General features: G+C 54.1%; 21 protein-coding genes, 1 pseudogene and 1 riboswitch. Of the genes and pseudogenes, 20 read left to right on the top strand and 2 right to left on the bottom strand.

Translation table 11 applies throughout. The annotated features are described in order from the left end of the window. Window positions 1–182 precede the first annotated feature (182 nt). From AC3WQH_RS18910 to AC3WQH_RS18890, 5 genes and pseudogenes are all read left to right on the top strand, one after another. The gene (locus tag AC3WQH_RS18910) at window positions 183–1,232 is read left to right on the top strand and encodes a C39 family peptidase (RefSeq protein WP_492332202.1); all 1,050 of its coding nucleotides are present in this window, start codon (window positions 183–185) and stop codon (window positions 1,230–1,232) included. Window positions 1,233–1,290: 58 nt separating this feature from the next. After that, window positions 1,291–1,590 carry a hypothetical protein gene (locus tag AC3WQH_RS18905; RefSeq protein ID WP_005828764.1) on the top strand — a complete coding sequence of 100 codons (300 nt, stop codon included), beginning with the start codon at window positions 1,291–1,293 and terminating at the stop codon, window positions 1,588–1,590. Between the two features lie 258 nt (window positions 1,591–1,848). Further along, window positions 1,849–2,013: pseudogene (locus tag AC3WQH_RS18900) on the top strand (transposase); the annotation flags it as partial. Window positions 2,014–2,126: 113 nt separating this feature from the next. Further along, window positions 2,127–2,438, top strand: a complete 312-nt coding sequence (locus tag AC3WQH_RS18895; RefSeq protein ID WP_005828763.1) for a thioredoxin family protein — start codon at window positions 2,127–2,129, stop codon at window positions 2,436–2,438. Window positions 2,439–2,502: 64 nt separating this feature from the next. Then, entirely contained in the window at window positions 2,503–3,786 is a 1,284-nt protein-coding gene (locus AC3WQH_RS18890; RefSeq protein WP_005828761.1) for a glycoside hydrolase family 18 protein, read from the top strand. 77 nt (window positions 3,787–3,863) lie between these two features. On the opposite strand, the gene AC3WQH_RS18885 is transcribed toward AC3WQH_RS18890, so the two are convergent. Then, window positions 3,864–4,037, bottom strand: a complete 174-nt coding sequence (locus AC3WQH_RS18885) for a hypothetical protein (protein ID WP_157179521.1) — start codon at window positions 4,035–4,037, stop codon at window positions 3,864–3,866. Window positions 4,038–4,131: 94 nt separating this feature from the next. Here AC3WQH_RS18885 and AC3WQH_RS18880 point away from each other — a divergent pair, with 94 nt between their 5' ends. Continuing rightward, window positions 4,132–4,359: a hypothetical protein gene (locus tag AC3WQH_RS18880; protein WP_007782024.1), complete on the top strand. Its 228-nt coding sequence runs from the start codon at window positions 4,132–4,134 to the stop codon at window positions 4,357–4,359. Between the two features lie 8 nt (window positions 4,360–4,367). Here the strand turns inward: AC3WQH_RS18880 and AC3WQH_RS18875 are convergent, their stop codons facing one another. Further along, window positions 4,368–4,754 carry a DUF2203 domain-containing protein gene (locus AC3WQH_RS18875; RefSeq protein WP_005828758.1) on the bottom strand — a complete coding sequence of 129 codons (387 nt, stop codon included), beginning with the start codon at window positions 4,752–4,754 and terminating at the stop codon, window positions 4,368–4,370. 114 nt (window positions 4,755–4,868) lie between these two features. Here AC3WQH_RS18875 and AC3WQH_RS18870 point away from each other — a divergent pair, with 114 nt between their 5' ends. The 14 genes from AC3WQH_RS18870 to AC3WQH_RS18805 all read left to right on the top strand — a co-directional run bounded on the left by AC3WQH_RS18870 (window position 4,869) and on the right by AC3WQH_RS18805 (window position 14,837). Continuing rightward, the gene (locus AC3WQH_RS18870; protein WP_025847784.1) at window positions 4,869–6,080 is read left to right on the top strand and encodes a serine-tRNA(Ala) deacylase AlaX; all 1,212 of its coding nucleotides are present in this window, start codon (window positions 4,869–4,871) and stop codon (window positions 6,078–6,080) included. Between the two features lie 71 nt (window positions 6,081–6,151). Beyond that, complete coding sequence (kapB, locus tag AC3WQH_RS18865; protein ID WP_005828754.1) at window positions 6,152–6,535, top strand: kinase-associated lipoprotein KapB; 384 nt, start codon at window positions 6,152–6,154, stop codon at window positions 6,533–6,535. A 41-nt stretch (window positions 6,536–6,576) separates the two neighbouring features. Next, a riboswitch (TPP riboswitch) is annotated at window positions 6,577–6,687 on the top strand. Window positions 6,688–6,897: 210 nt separating this feature from the next. Continuing rightward, window positions 6,898–7,101, top strand: a complete 204-nt coding sequence (thiS, locus tag AC3WQH_RS18860; RefSeq protein ID WP_025847789.1) for a sulfur carrier protein ThiS — start codon at window positions 6,898–6,900, stop codon at window positions 7,099–7,101. 5 nt (window positions 7,102–7,106) lie between these two features. Next, window positions 7,107–7,877: a thiazole synthase gene (locus AC3WQH_RS18855; protein WP_005828751.1), complete on the top strand. Its 771-nt coding sequence runs from the start codon at window positions 7,107–7,109 to the stop codon at window positions 7,875–7,877. Next, complete coding sequence (locus tag AC3WQH_RS18850) at window positions 7,870–9,165, top strand: acetylornithine deacetylase (RefSeq protein WP_492332201.1); 1,296 nt, start codon at window positions 7,870–7,872, stop codon at window positions 9,163–9,165. Before AC3WQH_RS18855 ends, AC3WQH_RS18850 begins: the two co-directional genes overlap by 8 nt. 8 nt (window positions 9,166–9,173) lie before the next feature. Further along, window positions 9,174–9,854: a thiaminase II gene (gene tenA / locus AC3WQH_RS18845; RefSeq protein ID WP_007782039.1), complete on the top strand. Its 681-nt coding sequence runs from the start codon at window positions 9,174–9,176 to the stop codon at window positions 9,852–9,854. Next, window positions 9,839–10,618, top strand: coding sequence for an ABC transporter ATP-binding protein (locus tag AC3WQH_RS18840; protein WP_310670400.1), 780 nt, complete (start codon window positions 9,839–9,841; stop codon window positions 10,616–10,618). The genes tenA and AC3WQH_RS18840 overlap by 16 nt, the downstream gene beginning before the upstream one ends. Next, window positions 10,618–11,379, top strand: a complete 762-nt coding sequence (locus AC3WQH_RS18835) for an ABC transporter permease (protein WP_005828744.1) — start codon at window positions 10,618–10,620, stop codon at window positions 11,377–11,379. Before AC3WQH_RS18840 ends, AC3WQH_RS18835 begins: the two co-directional genes overlap by 1 nt. Before the next feature lie 21 nt (window positions 11,380–11,400). After that, the gene (locus AC3WQH_RS18830; protein ID WP_327990909.1) at window positions 11,401–12,441 is read left to right on the top strand and encodes an ABC transporter substrate-binding protein; all 1,041 of its coding nucleotides are present in this window, start codon (window positions 11,401–11,403) and stop codon (window positions 12,439–12,441) included. 208 nt (window positions 12,442–12,649) lie between these two features. After that, window positions 12,650–12,922: an autorepressor SdpR family transcription factor gene (locus AC3WQH_RS18825; RefSeq protein ID WP_007782051.1), complete on the top strand. Its 273-nt coding sequence runs from the start codon at window positions 12,650–12,652 to the stop codon at window positions 12,920–12,922. A 1-nt stretch (window position 12,923) separates the two neighbouring features. Continuing rightward, window positions 12,924–13,538, top strand: coding sequence for an SdpI family protein (locus AC3WQH_RS18820; protein ID WP_005828738.1), 615 nt, complete (start codon window positions 12,924–12,926; stop codon window positions 13,536–13,538). 1 nt (window position 13,539) lies between these two features. Next, on the top strand, window positions 13,540–14,295 hold the full coding sequence (locus tag AC3WQH_RS18815) for a CPBP family intramembrane glutamic endopeptidase (RefSeq protein WP_005828736.1): 756 nt from the start codon (window positions 13,540–13,542) through the stop codon (window positions 14,293–14,295). Window positions 14,296–14,412: 117 nt separating this feature from the next. Then, complete coding sequence (locus tag AC3WQH_RS18810) at window positions 14,413–14,589, top strand: PLDc N-terminal domain-containing protein (RefSeq protein WP_005828734.1); 177 nt, start codon at window positions 14,413–14,415, stop codon at window positions 14,587–14,589. A gap of 44 nt (window positions 14,590–14,633) precedes the next feature. Then, a complete protein-coding gene (locus AC3WQH_RS18805) occupies window positions 14,634–14,837 on the top strand; it encodes a P-loop NTPase family protein (RefSeq protein WP_237716623.1) in 204 nt (67 codons plus the stop codon). The last annotated feature ends 20 nt before the right edge of the window (window positions 14,838–14,857 follow it).

Raw genomic sequence — 14,857 nt, 5'->3', positions numbered from 1 at the left:
TGATGGTCAGGACAACTTTCACGATAGAGGAACATCTACGTTTTTTCAATGTCTAGCACGGGTTATGGTGATGAATCCATAAGGAGGTAATTTGGTGTTTAAGAAACTAATCTCATTATTTTTTTGCATTATCGCTCATCTTAGTACAAGCAACATTTGTCGCACAAGCAAAGAGCAACGAAGTGACAGAAGAAGTTGTAGATCAAGTAGCAAAAGAATATTTGAAGAGATTGAAGACTACTGTAGAGTTTGAAGACAAAACCAATGTGATTCCATTTTATGACCTTGATGATAACGAGTTAGGTTACTATTATCAGTTTGAGAATGGGGAAGAGAGCTTCTTTATGTTACTATCATCCAATACTGACTACTCACCGCTTTTCTCAGCCGGAAGTGGCGAACCTGATATTAAGATCATAGACGATGATGGTAAATATTATTACGCTGGTAATGTGACTCTCTATAAAGCTGAAAGTGATACAAATGTTGTAGATAGAATTAATGATGCATTGAATAAAAGCTCTTTGATGCAGAAAAGCGTAAGCAAAAGTAATCAGTTAGATAAAAGAGAATTGCGCATTAAGAAAAACTCAAAATCAATAGATAAATGGGAGTTGTTTATCTCTGATAGTAAAACCACATCTCGTAAAGATACATCAGCTGTTTCAACCGCAGCAGTAAAAGAGGATTATATCAAAGGTGTTGAAATAATGAATCAATGGGGGAGCGGTGTGGACTATCCAGCTAGTTCTTGTGGGCCGACTACCCTCGCAACAATAGCTGAATACTGGAGATCTGAAGAAAGCAAAAGTAAAATACGCGGACTTGATTATTACTCGGAAGCGGATATGATTAACCACATGTGGGATACACATGGAGGGAGAGTTTTAGGGATGACTACTGGTAAACTAAGAGATGCTATAAAAATTCACACTAATGAACATGGAGGTAAGTTTTCTGTTAAAACAAATAGTTTCAATAATTTCACTACCTATAAATCGGAAATTAGAGCAGATAGACCTCTAGCAATTAAATTCGATGATTGGTTTGTGTTTGACGATAGTTGGGGGGATGAATATGTTTATGATTACCATTGGACAACAGGAGTAGGATATATTGAAGGTGATGGCGATGAAATAATGTATATCCATGATAGTGTAGGCGGTGTTGCTTATATCGATTATGTAACTCATGAGGATATTGTTACTATGGTATCAATAGATATTAATTAGTTAATAGTACGTCTAGGGTAAGTAAGAGACTTACTCTAGACGTAAGGAGATATAGAATATGCTGAAACGAATTATAAAAATCGTTGGGGTTCTTTTGATCCTAGCAGTTCTTGTTAGTGGATGCTCTGAATTCTTCGGAACGATCAATGGTAGAATAGCAGCAAACAAACATGCTATTGAGTACATAAGCAAGAAATACAATGTTCCTATCGAACAACTTGGAGCAGATATACCTTCTTATAGATATGGACAGCGATTGTATGTTACAGGTATCAATGATAAACAAGAACAAAAAAAGTATACTGTATATGTCAGAATGTGGGGAGAGGGTGAAGTTATGAATATTTATGAGGAATGATAAATGGACCTCTGTCAATAGATTAAATACACTAAACCGAGAGAATTACGTAAGTGAATCAGAGTTTATGTTCGTATTGGTTTGGAGAGATACCCGATTAATGAGTGGAGAAGCATGTGATGTATCGACTTTCCCAAATTTACTTGACACGAAGGTAAGACCAATATTGGACTTTCATCAATCCTCTTTACACGGAGTTAAGACGAAGGATAACTTTGTGTAAAGAGGTTATTTTTCTATGCGTAAAAGTATGACAACGCCTTAAAGATAACTGCCGTGTTGCAAATCATGCATGAAGGAATGAAAGTCTCCCCTGTTGCGAAAGCTTCAGGCCTTCCTCCTACGACGCGTAGCCGATGGGAGTATGAATATCAAACACACGGTGATGAAGCCTTTGCAGGTAACGGGAAACGTATCAATTGAGATAGTTGGCTGTGCGTTCATTTCCGTTCTTTTCCTTTTCCCTCCGCCCATTGACAAGGCATTCCCGACATGCCTAGCATAAAGAATCAAGAAAAAGGAAGGGAAGGCGCCAGATGCAAGAAATCGACACCACCACGCTCAACCGCCTTTGCCAACAAAACAAGCCCTTCGCCTTGTTCATCTACACTCCCATGTGCGGCACCTGCAAGCTGGCGGAGCGGATGCTGCACGTCACCAGGGAAGCGCTCCCGGGGCCGCTTCCGTTGTACCAGCTCAACATCAACACGGCCGCAGCCCTCGCAGGGCGGCTGCAAATCACGAGCGTCCCGGCCCTGTTCCTGTTTCGCGGGGAACAGGTCACAGGCAGGCATTATGCGCTGCGCTCCGTCGGTTATTTGTACGACGTGCTGAAAACACTCGTCTAGACAAACACCTATCTCCTTCGTCCTGAATAAAAGAAAGAGAGACATATTGCGAAGGGGGAGGCGCATGCAAATCCATGTCGTGGAAGAAGGACAGACGCTGTCCGGAATAGCAGCAGCGTATGGGACGACGGCTGAGGAGATCGCGGAGGCAAACGAGCTACCCGATCCGGGCAGGCTCGTCGCGGGACAGGCGATGGTGATTCCGATTGTCGGGAGCTACTACTGGGTCAGGCAGGGAGACACCTTGTACACGATCGGGCAGCGCTACCAGATCAGCGCAGCCGAGCTGGCCCGCGTCAATAACATATCGCAGTACCGCCCGTTGCAAATCGGGCAACGCTTGTACATCCCGCCCCGTCCACGTCGGGCGGCGGATTTCAACGCGTATGCGGAGCCGCGCAGGACGGTGTCGGCAGCACTGGAAGCGGACGTGCGCACGGCGGCACCGCATTTGACGTACCTGGCGCCGTTCAGCTTTCGGATCAGGCGGGACGGGACGCTGGCCCGGCCGCCATTGAACGATTTTCCTGCCATTGCAAAAGAAAACCAGGTCGTGCTGATGCTCGTCGTCACCAACCTGGAAAGCGACCAGTTCAGCACCGAGCTGGGCGGGCTTATCCTGAACGACCAGGAGCTGCAAAACAAGGTGCTCGACAACATTTTTCAAACGGCGAGAGAGCTTGGGATGGGGGACATCCATTTCGATATGGAGGCGCTCCCGGCTGCGGATCGCGAGGCGTACATCCGCTTTTTGCGCAGGGCTCGCGACCGGGCGCACGCTCAGGGGATGATGATTTCCGTCGCTTTGGCACCGAAGACGAGCGCCGAGCAGCAAGGCAGATGGTACAGCGCCCACGATTACCGGGCGATTGGCGAAATTGCCGACTTTGTCGTCATCATGACGTATGAGTGGGGCTACAGCGGGGGGCCGCCGATGGCCGTGTCACCGATCGGGCCTGTGCGTCGCGTCCTCCAATACGCGCTGACCGAAATGCCGGCCGAAAAAATTTTGATGGGCCAAAACTTGTACGGCTACGACTGGACGCTGCCTTATGAGCAGGGGACGACGGCGAGAGCGTTGAGTCCGCAAGCGGCGATTGCCTTGGCGGCGCGGGAAAACGCCGTGATTCGCTACGATTACCGGGCGCAGGCGCCGTTTTTCCACTATACGGCAGACGACGGCAGGCGGCATGAAGTATGGTTTGAGGACGCCCGGTCGATTCAAGCCAAGTTCGATCTGGTGAAGCAACTGGGCATACGCGGAGTCAGCTACTGGAAGCTCGGTTTGCCGTTTCCGCAAAACTGGCTGTTGATCGAAAGCAACTTCCGCGTCCGCAAACGGGCGTAGCGAGAAGGCGTGCAATCCACTTTCGGCTTGTACGCCTTTTTCGTTTTCCGGCTGGTACTTTTTTCGCCGTGTGCCTGTCAGCCAGTCAGGAGGGCGCACGCTCCTTTTGTCTGCTGGCTGGCGCAGTTCCCGGCAATGGACGACGACTCGTTGCAGAACAGATAGCGGTTCGTCGCCAGAGGCGGGTACAAAACAGCCAGGCTGTCCGACAAAACGAGCCCCTCGCTGTTTCGCGCGTGCTTTTTCAGCAACGCCGGGCCGCTGCAAGTGTTGGCCCGGTCACGTTTTCGATTGGCAGCAATCGTGGTATGATGGAAAAAGAATACGTAGAAAAGGAGAGAAAGTATGGGAGAATGCAAGCTGGATCACAGCAAAGAGGATGTGCAAAAGAAGTTGGCCGAGCAAGCGCCGTTTTTGTCCGAAGAGCGGGTAGGGCAGTTCCAGCGCATGCTGGAAGGAGAGCTTAGCCAGGAGCGTTTGAACGAGCTGTTTCACCTGTTGAAAAAATACGATCTGGCAAGCCCGGAAGAGCGCCTCGTGCGCGAACAGCAGATGGATCGGCTGTTTGGCTAAAAAAGCCGTCACCGGATCGGCTTGCGGCCCATGAAGCCCTCGCGCAACCCGTGGTAGTGGGTGATGGATTCCTCGCCCTCGCGCCAGCACAGGAGCACTTCTTCGCCGTCGATGATCGCGGGAAAGTCGAACAGGCCGATGTCGATGTCCTTCACCTGGATGCCTTTGCCGATCAGTTGGGTGACGTGCATCTTCGCTTCCAGTTCGAGAAACTCAAGCTGGCATTCCACCGAAAAGAGCGCCTCTTCGTCAACGGGCTGCTGCTTTTTGATTTGCTCGCGCTTTTGATACATTTCGTAGAAAGAGCGCTTCGATTTTTGCAAAAACGAGAGTTCTTCACGTACATAGGGCAACAAGTCGTTCGCTTCCTGAAGCGTAAAGATTTTTTTGTTCACGGATCATCCCTCCACGATCTCTATTCTATTAGTATAATATCACCCTTGGCGGGAGAAAATGGCCGGAATGGAAAAAGCGCAAATGGCTTTCCGCTCCGGCGGCAAGGAGCAAAGATGGAAGACAGAATCTATTATCAAGATGCGTATGCGACAACGTTTTCGGCGCGCGTACTGCGGCAGGGTACGGAAGAGGATGGAACGCCGTACGCTGTGCTGAGCCAGACGGCGTTTTACCCGACGGGAGGCGGACAGCCCGGGGATGTGGGCACGCTCAGAGAATGTCGGGTCATCGACGTGGAAGAAGTAGCGGGCGAGGTGCGTCATCGGCTGGAAGCTCCGCTGCCGGAGGACTGCGCGGAAGTGGTCGGGCAGATCGATTGGGACCGCCGCTTCGATCACATGCAGCAGCATGCCGGACAGCACATTTTGTCCGCCGCGTTTCTGGAAGTCGCGCGGGCGGAGACGGTCGCGTTTCATTTGGGAAAAGAACGCGTGACGATCGACGTGCGCCTGGATGAGCTGACAGCGGATTTGTGGGAAGCAGTCGAGCAGCGGGCCAACCAGGTCGTGCTGGAAAACCATCCGATCATCGCCCGGTTTGTCGACGACGAGGAGCTGGCTACGTTGCCGCTGAAAAAACAGCCGACGGTCACGGAAAATGTCCGCGTCGTCATCATCCCCGAGTACGACTACAATCCGTGCGGCGGCACACATCCTGCGCGCACGGGCGAAGTGGGCATGATTAAAATTCTCGGCTGGGAGCGCCATCGCGGAAACATCCGGCTGGAGTTCATCTGCGGCTTGCGGGCTTTGCGGGATTACACGCGCAAGCAGGCGGCTGTGCGCGAGCTGGCGAAGCGGTTTGCGACCAGCGAGGCGGAGCTGATCGCGCAGGCAGAGCGCGTGCTGGCCGAACGGGACAGCTTGAAAGCAAGGCTCGCCGACGCCGAAAAGCAACTGCTGGAAGGCGAAGTCCGAAAGCAGCTTGGCGTGGCAGAGCAAGTGGGAACTGTGCGTGTCATCGCGCAAGTTTTCCCGGACAAAACGATCCAGCAACTGCAGCAGTTCGCCCAGCTCGCAGTCGCGGAGGCGCCGGACGTCGTATGCTTGCTGGCCGCAGCGACTGACGAGAAGACCCAGCTTGTGTTTGCGCGGGGGCAGGACGTGAACGTCGCCGTCAACCAGCTTATCAAGGAGACGCTGCCGTTGATTGCCGGAAAAGGCGGCGGCAATCCGGCGATGGCGCAGGGCGGCGGTCAACCAGCGCCTGCTGCGGACGAAGTGTTGGCGCACGCCCGCAAGCTGCTTGCCCAGTCGCTGGCCTGACGGACTAGCTGTGGGCAAGGCCGTTCACGCCTGGCCCCTACCATGATGGATGATGCGAGGAGGAAACGACGATGTTTTGGAACCCCGGCGATAAAGTTCGCGTGACGCAGCGGACAGGAGAATATATCGCGGAAGTGCTGGAAATTCACGATACGAAGCTGTTGGTCAAGGTGCTGGCGGTGACGAAATACCCGCAGCAGGGCGACCTGCATACGTCCTACGAGGTGGATGTGCCGCTGTTCCACCAGCGCCCAGCGCTCTCCTACCAGGAAAAATTCATGACCCCGGCCGCATCCGTCATCCGCTACAACGGCGAAGTGCCGGACTACAAGGAGTCCGTGCGCAAAGCGATGGAGCGGGAAATGGAGAAGCTGAAAAAAATGGCGGCCTGGTCCGAGCGCTGCCTGGTTGAACTGGAAGCGATGTACAAGGAAACCTTTACAAACACGAAATAGAATGGTACTGTAATACTCGAACGTACGACAATTTCATAGGTTTACTACCAAACGGGGGCCGAGCATCGTCGGCTGAGATTGTAACGAGCGTGTTACTGACCGTTGAACCTGACCTGGGTCATGCCAGCGGAGGAAGAGGTATATGAATCGATTTCACGGTGCGGCAGTTGCGGCGTATTTGCCGGAATGCTGCTACCAGATGATGAGATCAACTCAACCATCCTACGGCGGATGGTTTTTTTCTTCCATCTGTCCGATGGGATACATATACGGCTTCCACCGTTTGACTGGGGTGACTTCCGGCAAGCGAGGGAGGCCGTTTTTTCGTCCCTCGACAGGTGCCATCAAGAAGGAGGAATACAATGGTTGTTGTGCTGAACGGAAAAACAGCAGAGCTGTCGGCTGAGATCAACACAGTCCGCGCCTTGCTCGCTTCGTATTCCCTGCAAGAGAAGATTGTCGTCGTGGAGCGCAACGGAAAGATCATCGACCGCTCCCAGTATGAACAAACGCCGATTGCAGACGGAGACCGCATCGAAATCGTTCATTTTGTCGGAGGAGGATGACCAGCATGGATACATGGAAAATTGGCCCTTACGAGTTTCGCTCCCGCCTCTTGCTCGGGACCGGAAAATTCGCAGATTTGGAAACGCAAGGAAAAGCAGTCGAGGTGTCGGAAGCAGAAATTTTGACGTTTGCGATTCGCCGGCTCAATTTGGAAAATCCGCAAGAGCCGAACTTTTTGGAACAGCTCGACCTGAAAAAATTCACCCTGCTGCCGAACACAGCGGGAGCCTATACGGCAGAGGAAGCGGTGCGTATCGCCCGTCTGGCGAAAGCATCCGGCTTGTGCGATATGATTAAGGTGGAGGTCATCGGCGACCCGAAAACGCTGCTGCCTGACCCGATCGGCACGCTGGAAGCGTCGAAAATACTGGTCGAAGAAGGCTTCATCGTGCTGACCTACACCAACGACGATCCGATTCTCGCCAAGCGTTTGCAGGAAGTGGGCGTGCATGCCGTCATGCCGGGCGCGTCCCCGATTGGCTCCGGACAAGGCATCGTGAACGAAAACAACCTCCGCTTCATCATCGAGGACGCGAAAGTACCGATTATTGTGGATGCAGGCATCGGTTCGCCAGCCGATTGCGCGAAAGCGATGGAGCTGGGCGCTGACGGCGTGCTGCTGAATACGGCAGTCGCGCTCGCGGACAATCCGGTGCTGATGGCCGAAGCGATGAAGCTCGGCGTGGAAGCGGGGCGCAAAGGCTTCCTCGCAGGACGGATCGCGAAAAAGCGCTACGCGTCGGCGAGCAGCCCGACAGAAGGGATGATTGAGTAGCGTGGACCGACTGACAGAAGCGGTAGAATCGATTTCCAGGCGCAAAGAAGAGTTGTTTGCCCTCCTGGCAGAGCTCGTTTCCCATCCGACTGTAAGTCCGCCAGCGCGAAACAGCGACGCGGCGCAAACGGTACTCGCCCATCGGCTCGCGGCCATCGGCTTTGAGGTCGACCGCTGGACTGTCTACCCCGGCGATGACAACGTCGTCGGCCGACTGCCGGGCAGCGCTTCCGCCCAGGCGAACAGCCTGATTATCAACGGGCACATCGACGTCGCGGAAGTCGGCGACGATGCGAGTTGGACGTATCCGCCGTTTTCCTTGACGCGCGGCACAGACGGACGGCTGTACGGACGCGGTGTAGCAGACATGAAAGGTGGACTGGCTGCGAGCCTGTTCGCCATCCAGATGCTGCGCGAGCACGGCGTCGAGCTGGCAGGCGATTTGCTGTTCCAATCGGTAATCGGCGAGGAAGCGGGCGAAGCCGGGACGCTGGTGGCGCTCGAACGCGGCTACCAGGCGGACTACGCCGTCGTCGTCGACACGAGCAACCTGCACATGCAAGGGCAGGGCGGCGTGATTACCGGCTGGATCACGATTGAGAGTCCGACGACCTTGCACGACGGGATGCGGGCGAGAACGATCCATGCCGGAGGCGGCGTGCGCGGCGCGTCTGCGATTGAAAAAATGGCGAAAATCATTACGGCGCTGCAGGAGCTGGAACGCGACTGGGCTGTGATGAAGGCGTACCCCGGCTTTGCGGCTGGCAGCAATACGATCAACCCTGCCGTGATCGAGGGAGGACGCCATGCTGCGTTTATTGCGGATCGCTGCGCGCTCTGGATTACGGTTCACTTTTATCCGAACGAATCATACGAACAGATCATTCGCGAGATCGAGGACCATGTCGGACGCGCAGCGGCGGCCGATTTGTGGCTGCGCGACCATCCCCCTGTGTTTCGCTGGGGCGGTCGCTCCATGATTGAGGAGCGCGGAGAAATTTTCCCGTCCCTGGAGCTGGACACGGAGCATCCGGCTTTGGCGCAGTTGCAAGCCGCCTATGAGAGCGAGCTGGGCGAGGCCCCTGTGGTGAACATGTCTCCTACCGTCACAGATGCGGGCTGGTTCGCGCACGCAGGCATTCCCGCCGTACTGTTCGGCCCGGGCGAGCTGAAGCACGCCCATGCCGTCGATGAGTCGATTGATCCTGACCAGCTTGTCCGGTTTGCCCAGATTATGGCCCGTTTTATCGCGAACTGGTGCAACACGCCAAAGGAAGCGAAGGAGTGAAAAAAAGCATGGCAACCTTTACAGACCGTTTGTTACGCAGCGTCGCCCCGATCTGGGAGCGCGTTCACCAGCATCCATTTGTAACCGGCCTTGGTGACGGCACGTTGCCTGTAGAGTCGTTCAAATTTTACATGAAGCAAGACTACATCTACCTGATCGATTACGCCAAAATGTTCGCGCTCGCCAGCGTGAAGGCCTACGATCTGGAGACGAGCGCCCGGTTCGCCGCCCTGCAGGAATCGACGCTCAACATGGAGATGGAGCTGCACCGCCAGTATGCGGCGCGCTTCGGCATTTCCCGCGAGGAGCTGGAAGCGACCGAGCCGTCCTTTGTCATGCTGGGCTACACCAGCTACATGCTGCGAGTCGCGCACCAAGGCTCGCTGGCAGAGCTGGTCAGCGCGCTTTTACCGTGCACGTGGAGCTACTGGGAGATCGGCAAGCGGCTGGCGCAGGTAGAAGGGGCGCTGGACCACGAGCTGTACGGCGAGTGGGTGCGGATGTACAGCTCGGACGAGTTCGGACAGCTTGCGATCTGGCTGATCGACATCATGAACGAGCTGGCAGACGGGAAAAACGAGCAGGAGCTGGCGAGACTGGAAGAGTATTTCGTCAACACCTCCAAAATGGAGTACATGTTCTGGGATATGGCCTATAGAGAGGAAATGTGGCCGTGCGCGATCAACTAGCTTTCTCCAACGTCCGCTTTTCCTACACAGGCACGCCGATTCTCGAAGACTTTGATCTGCGAGTGAAAAAAGGCGAGTTCGTCAGCATGATCGGGCCAAGCGGGATCGGAAAAAGCACGTTGTTTCAGCTTATCGCGGGACTTTTGCAGCCCGAACAGGGAGAAATCCGGCTGGGCGAGGAACGGATGGAACAGCGGCTGGGGCAGGTAGGCTACATGCCCCAGCGCGATCTGCTCATGCCGTGGCGCACGATTGTGGAAAATGCCGCCTTGCCGCTGGAGATCAAAGGCGTGCCGAAAAAGGAAGCGCATGTGCGCGTCCGGCAAGAGCTGCCCCGGTACGGACTGCACGAGTGGGCAGACGCCTATCCTGCCCAGCTTTCCGGCGGCATGCGTCAGCGCGTCTCTTTTTTGCGGGCGCTCTTGTCCGGGACAGACCTGATGCTGCTCGACGAGCCGTTCAGCGCGCTCGATGGCATTACGCGGCTCGACATGCAGGAATGGCTGATGGAAAAATGGCAGGAGACCGGCAGTACGATGCTGATGATTACGCACGACATCGACGAGGCGATCTTGCTTGCGGACCGCGTGATCGTCCTGTTGGGCAAGCCGATTCGCCAGCCTGTGGAGCTGCACGTGTCGATTCCGCGGCCGCGAGCGGTGGACAGCCGGAATCAGCCCGGCTTTCTGGCCTTGCGCGAACAAATCTGGGCCTTGCTGCGCACAGAGCAGTCCAGGTTGCAATCGCTGGGGAGGGAAGCGTGATGGGCAGAGGGATCTGGTTCGGCATTTCCATCGCGCTGTTTTTCGTCGCCTGGGAGGCTGTTTGCCGCCTGCTGGCCGTGCCGCCGTTCATCTTGCCGCCGCCGAGCGCAGTCGTGCTGGCGCTGTGGGAGCTGCGCGGCTCGCTTCTCGGGCTGCATTTGTGGGCGACCTTGAAGGAAGTGCTGCTCGGCCTGTCTGTCTCGATCGTGTTTGGCGTTTTGCTCGCTTTTGCGATGAATATGAGCCGAGTCGTCGAGCGACTGGTCTATCCGTATATCGTCATATCCCAAACGATTCCAATTATAGCATTATCCCCTGTTTTTATTTTGTGGTTCGGATACGATTTGTCCGGAAAAATCGCGGTGACGATCCTGTTTACCTTTTTCCCGATTGTCGTCAATACGTATGACGGACTGCGCTCTACCGACAAAGAAATGCTGCAGCTATTGAAAACGATGGGCGCTACCCGCTGGCAAATGTTCGCGAAGCTGCAACTGCCGTCGAGCTTGCCGCATTTTTTCAGCGGCTTGAAGGTGGCTGCGACATACAGTGTCGCGGGTGCAACGATCGGGGAATGGCTCGGCGCGAGCGAGGGACTTGGCTACTTCGGCAGACGGGCATCGGGCAATTTTCAGGCGCCTGCGCTGTTTGCCTCGGTCCTGCTGCTCTCCGTCCTCGGCATGCTGCTTTTCTGGCTCGTCGGGCGGATCGAGCGCCATCTGTCCCCGCACACAAAAGCGAAACACCCAACATCCAAGTAAGAAAAGTAGGGAGATCAAACTATGAAACCGATGAGTAATAAATGGACAAAAGCCATCCTGGCCCTGACGCTGGCTACCGGACTTGCTGCGTGCGGCAATCAGTCTGGCGCTGGCACGACCGCGCCGCAGACACCAGCTCCGGCTGAAAAAGCGGCGGAGCCTGCCGAGCTGACGATCGCGCTCGACTGGTATCCGAATGCGGTGCACTCTTTCCTGTACGCCGCAGAGGAGCAAGGCTTTTTCAAGGAAGAAAACCTCAAGGTCAACCTGCAAATGCCATCGGACAGCAACGATCCGCTGAAAATGGCGGCGGCAGGCAAAGTCGACCTGGCTATCAGCTACCAGCCGCAGCTCGTCCAGGCGCGCGCCGAAGGGATTCCGGTCGTGGCTGTCGCGGCACTCGTGCGCCATCCGCTCAACGTCATCATGACGCGCAAAGACGGCGACATCGACAGCCCGCAAAAGCTGGCAGGCAAAAATATCGGCTACCCGTCCATTCCGCTCGACGAATCGATCGTTCGCCAGGTGGTGAAGCATGCGGGCGCAGACGACTCCGGCCTGTCCTTTACCGACATCGGCTTTGACATCGTTCCGGCCTTGACTGCGAAAAAAGTAGACGCGGTAGTAGGCGGCTATATCAACCACGAACAGCTCATTCTGGAGAAAAACGGCATCCCGGTTCACGTCATCAAGCCGTCTGATTTTGGCGTGCCGGATTACTACGAGCTTGTGCTCGCGACCAGCGACGAGACGCTTGGCAAAAAGCATCAGGCGGTCGAAGGCTTCCTGCGCGCGATTGCCAAAGGCCAAGACTACGTGAAAAACAACAAGGAAAAGGCGCTCGACTTGCTGCTCGCCAAGCAAGCCGCTGAGTTCCCGCTGGAAAAAGACATCGAAACAAAAAGTCTGGACATCCTGATTCCGTTGATGGATGCGGGCGACAAGCCGTTTGGCTCCATGACAGCCGAGTCGTGGCAAACGTTGATCGACTGGATGAAACAAGAGAAGCTGATTACGACCGATGTGAAAGTGGAAGACATCATGCGCGATCTGGTGAAATAAGCACAAGCGCAGAAGCAAATAGCAACCCCCCGTTAGCCAAACAGCCCGGAACGATTTCTCGTTTCCGCAGGGCGAGGCTGTCGGGGGGTTTTGCATAAGGGCAATAGGTGAGTTGACTGGAAGGTTTTTACATGGTATCTTTGAGTTAGTTATTTTGATAAATTTCTAAATATCTAATAAAGATATTCTGAAAGTAGGATCGATCACTATGTCCATGAATCATGCCTTTAAGGCGCTGTCTGATCCCACAAGGCGAAAAATTCTTGATCTGCTGCGGGAAAAAGACAGGACGGCCGGGGAAATTGCCGAGCATTTTCAAATGACAAAACCGAGCATCTCGCATCACCTTAACCTGTTGAAGCAGGCGGAAATGGTTTTTGACGAGCGAAAAGGGCAAAACATTTACTACTCGTTAAATACGACCGTTTTTCAGGACCTGTTGAAATGGTTTATTCAATTCCATTCGAAAGAGGAGTCATGAAATGAAAATATCCCGCTTGACTATTTTGTGTTTCCTTGCCAGCGTCGTGATGGCGGTGATTTGTTATCCCTCCATGCCTGACACCATGGCCGTTCACTGGGGAATAAACGGCGAGCCGGACGGTTTTGCGCCCAAGCTCGTGGGCGTAGCTTTTGTTCCGATCATGATGGTGGTACTATTTCTGGCTTCCCGCTATCGCGAGCAGAGCTACCAAAAGTTTGCGAGCAGTAAGGACGCGATCATGCATACGCTGATGGTTGCGCTCCTCGTCATCCACGGCCTTATCATCGGATATGGTTACGGATATATGGTGAACATGGCGACCGCAGCGACGCTCATTCTCGGGGTTTTGTTCATCACGATGGGCAATTTTATGCCGCGTTTTCGCCATAACTATATGATCGGGATTCGCACGCCGTGGACGCTGGCTAGCGAAGAGGTCTGGAAAAAGACCCACCAACTGGGGTCCCGTGTATTTTTTATCGGCGGGCTGCTCATCGTCCTCACCTCATTTTTGCCAGCACCGCTTCACTTTATCGTGCTGTTGTTTCTGATCGTGGCAACGATTCTTGTCACGATGGGGAGCAGTTACTACTATGCCAAAAGGAGGGAATAAAATGAAGAACTTGAAAATAGCGTTATTTTTGTCGGGGCTGAGTGCGATCGGGTTTGTCGCGGCCACGCCTTACTTGCTAACCATGATAGGGGATGCGGTAGCTATGGTGCCGCTTCCGTTGCCTGCTGTGATCGCCTTGTTCGTCTTGCAGGGCAGCATCACGGCGTTTCTGCTTTCGTGGGCGGGCTTGACTTTGGCGGGCAAGGTCGGGCTGGATGCTCCGATCTTGCGGAAATGGTTGTATAAAACGGGCGGTGCATCGTTTAACCGACAAGGAATCGTGCAGGCGGTCATCTTCGGGCTGCTCGGAACGCTGATGATCTATTTGCTGGAACGGCTGATTTTTCAACCGCTCATGCCGATACTCGCGGAAAAGGCGCAAGAGTTGAATGCGCCGGTCTGGGCAGGCGTCCTGACCGCCATTCAGGGCGGAGTGTACGAGGAAGTCATGGTACGGCTGTTCATGATGACACTCGTGGTCTGGATTTTGAGCAAGCTGTTCGGGCGTCAGTCCTCTCCAAAGCCGTGGATGTACTGGATCGGAATTTTCGGCGCAGCCTTTTTGTTCGGGCTCGGCCATCTTCCGGCAGCGTCCGTCTATTTTGGAGAGATTACTCCGCTCTTGTTTGTCCGGACCATCGCCTTGAACGGGGTGGCAGGCATTTTGTTTGGCTACCTCTACTGGAAGCGCGGGCTGGAGTACGCGATGATTGCCCACGCGATCGGCGATATCCTGCTTCACGGCTTTTTGAGCTAAGGGAAGCAGGTTTGTTTTTGCAACTTACTGGGAAATAACGGAATGTCTCCCGTAAACTTACAAGGTTGTGGTGAGCTAAACTTTAAAAAAATTAGAAAAAATTGGAAGTATCGCTCGATGCCGGATATGCAGCTTCTCGCCCCGCTTATTGCCATTCAATTGCTTCTGATGATTATCGCCTTGATCGACCTCGTTCGCCGCGACCCAGCTAGAGTCGCAGGCGGGAAAAAATGGCCGTGGGCGCTCGGTATCGTCTTTATTAACACCCTGGGTCCCATCGTTATTTCTTCGTAGGCAGAAAAGACTAGCCCAAGACACGAAGAAAGGGTTGACATGGTTTGCGCGTAATCGAATGCGAAAGTCTCACAAAGGAATACAAAGACCATAAAGCGCTGAAGGATGTATCTTTTACCATCGACAGCATCGGCTGCGTCGGTTTTCTCGGCGGAAACGGTGCCGGGAAAACCGACGACGATCCGCATCCTCACAGGCTTGGCTGCCCCGACAGCGGGCAAGGTGAAAGGTCGGCTACGATGTCGTAACCGAGCGCAACAAGGTCACC

The organism is Brevibacillus sp. FW301-21C12A, from assembly GCF_058788915.1.
Note: the sequence above shows the minus strand (reverse complement) of the source record. Positions and strands in the feature narration are given on the sequence as shown.

Coding starts and splice junctions, on each gene's coding strand:
- AC3WQH_RS18905 (WP_005828764.1), top strand. CDS start 1,291: ATGCTGAAACGAATTATAAAAATCGTTGGGGTTCTTTTGATCCTAGCA.
- AC3WQH_RS18895 (WP_005828763.1), top strand. CDS start 2,127: ATGCAAGAAATCGACACCACCACGCTCAACCGCCTTTGCCAACAAAAC.
- AC3WQH_RS18890 (WP_005828761.1), top strand. CDS start 2,503: ATGCAAATCCATGTCGTGGAAGAAGGACAGACGCTGTCCGGAATAGCA.
- AC3WQH_RS18880 (WP_007782024.1), top strand. CDS start 4,132: ATGGGAGAATGCAAGCTGGATCACAGCAAAGAGGATGTGCAAAAGAAG.
- AC3WQH_RS18870 (WP_025847784.1), top strand. CDS start 4,869: ATGGAAGACAGAATCTATTATCAAGATGCGTATGCGACAACGTTTTCG.
- kapB (WP_005828754.1), top strand. CDS start 6,152: ATGTTTTGGAACCCCGGCGATAAAGTTCGCGTGACGCAGCGGACAGGA.
- thiS (WP_025847789.1), top strand. CDS start 6,898: ATGGTTGTTGTGCTGAACGGAAAAACAGCAGAGCTGTCGGCTGAGATC.
- AC3WQH_RS18855 (WP_005828751.1), top strand. CDS start 7,107: ATGGATACATGGAAAATTGGCCCTTACGAGTTTCGCTCCCGCCTCTTG.
- tenA (WP_007782039.1), top strand. CDS start 9,174: ATGGCAACCTTTACAGACCGTTTGTTACGCAGCGTCGCCCCGATCTGG.
- AC3WQH_RS18835 (WP_005828744.1), top strand. CDS start 10,618: ATGGGCAGAGGGATCTGGTTCGGCATTTCCATCGCGCTGTTTTTCGTC.
- AC3WQH_RS18830 (WP_327990909.1), top strand. CDS start 11,401: ATGAAACCGATGAGTAATAAATGGACAAAAGCCATCCTGGCCCTGACG.
- AC3WQH_RS18825 (WP_007782051.1), top strand. CDS start 12,650: ATGTCCATGAATCATGCCTTTAAGGCGCTGTCTGATCCCACAAGGCGA.
- AC3WQH_RS18820 (WP_005828738.1), top strand. CDS start 12,924: ATGAAAATATCCCGCTTGACTATTTTGTGTTTCCTTGCCAGCGTCGTG.
- AC3WQH_RS18815 (WP_005828736.1), top strand. CDS start 13,540: ATGAAGAACTTGAAAATAGCGTTATTTTTGTCGGGGCTGAGTGCGATC.
- AC3WQH_RS18810 (WP_005828734.1), top strand. CDS start 14,413: ATGCCGGATATGCAGCTTCTCGCCCCGCTTATTGCCATTCAATTGCTT.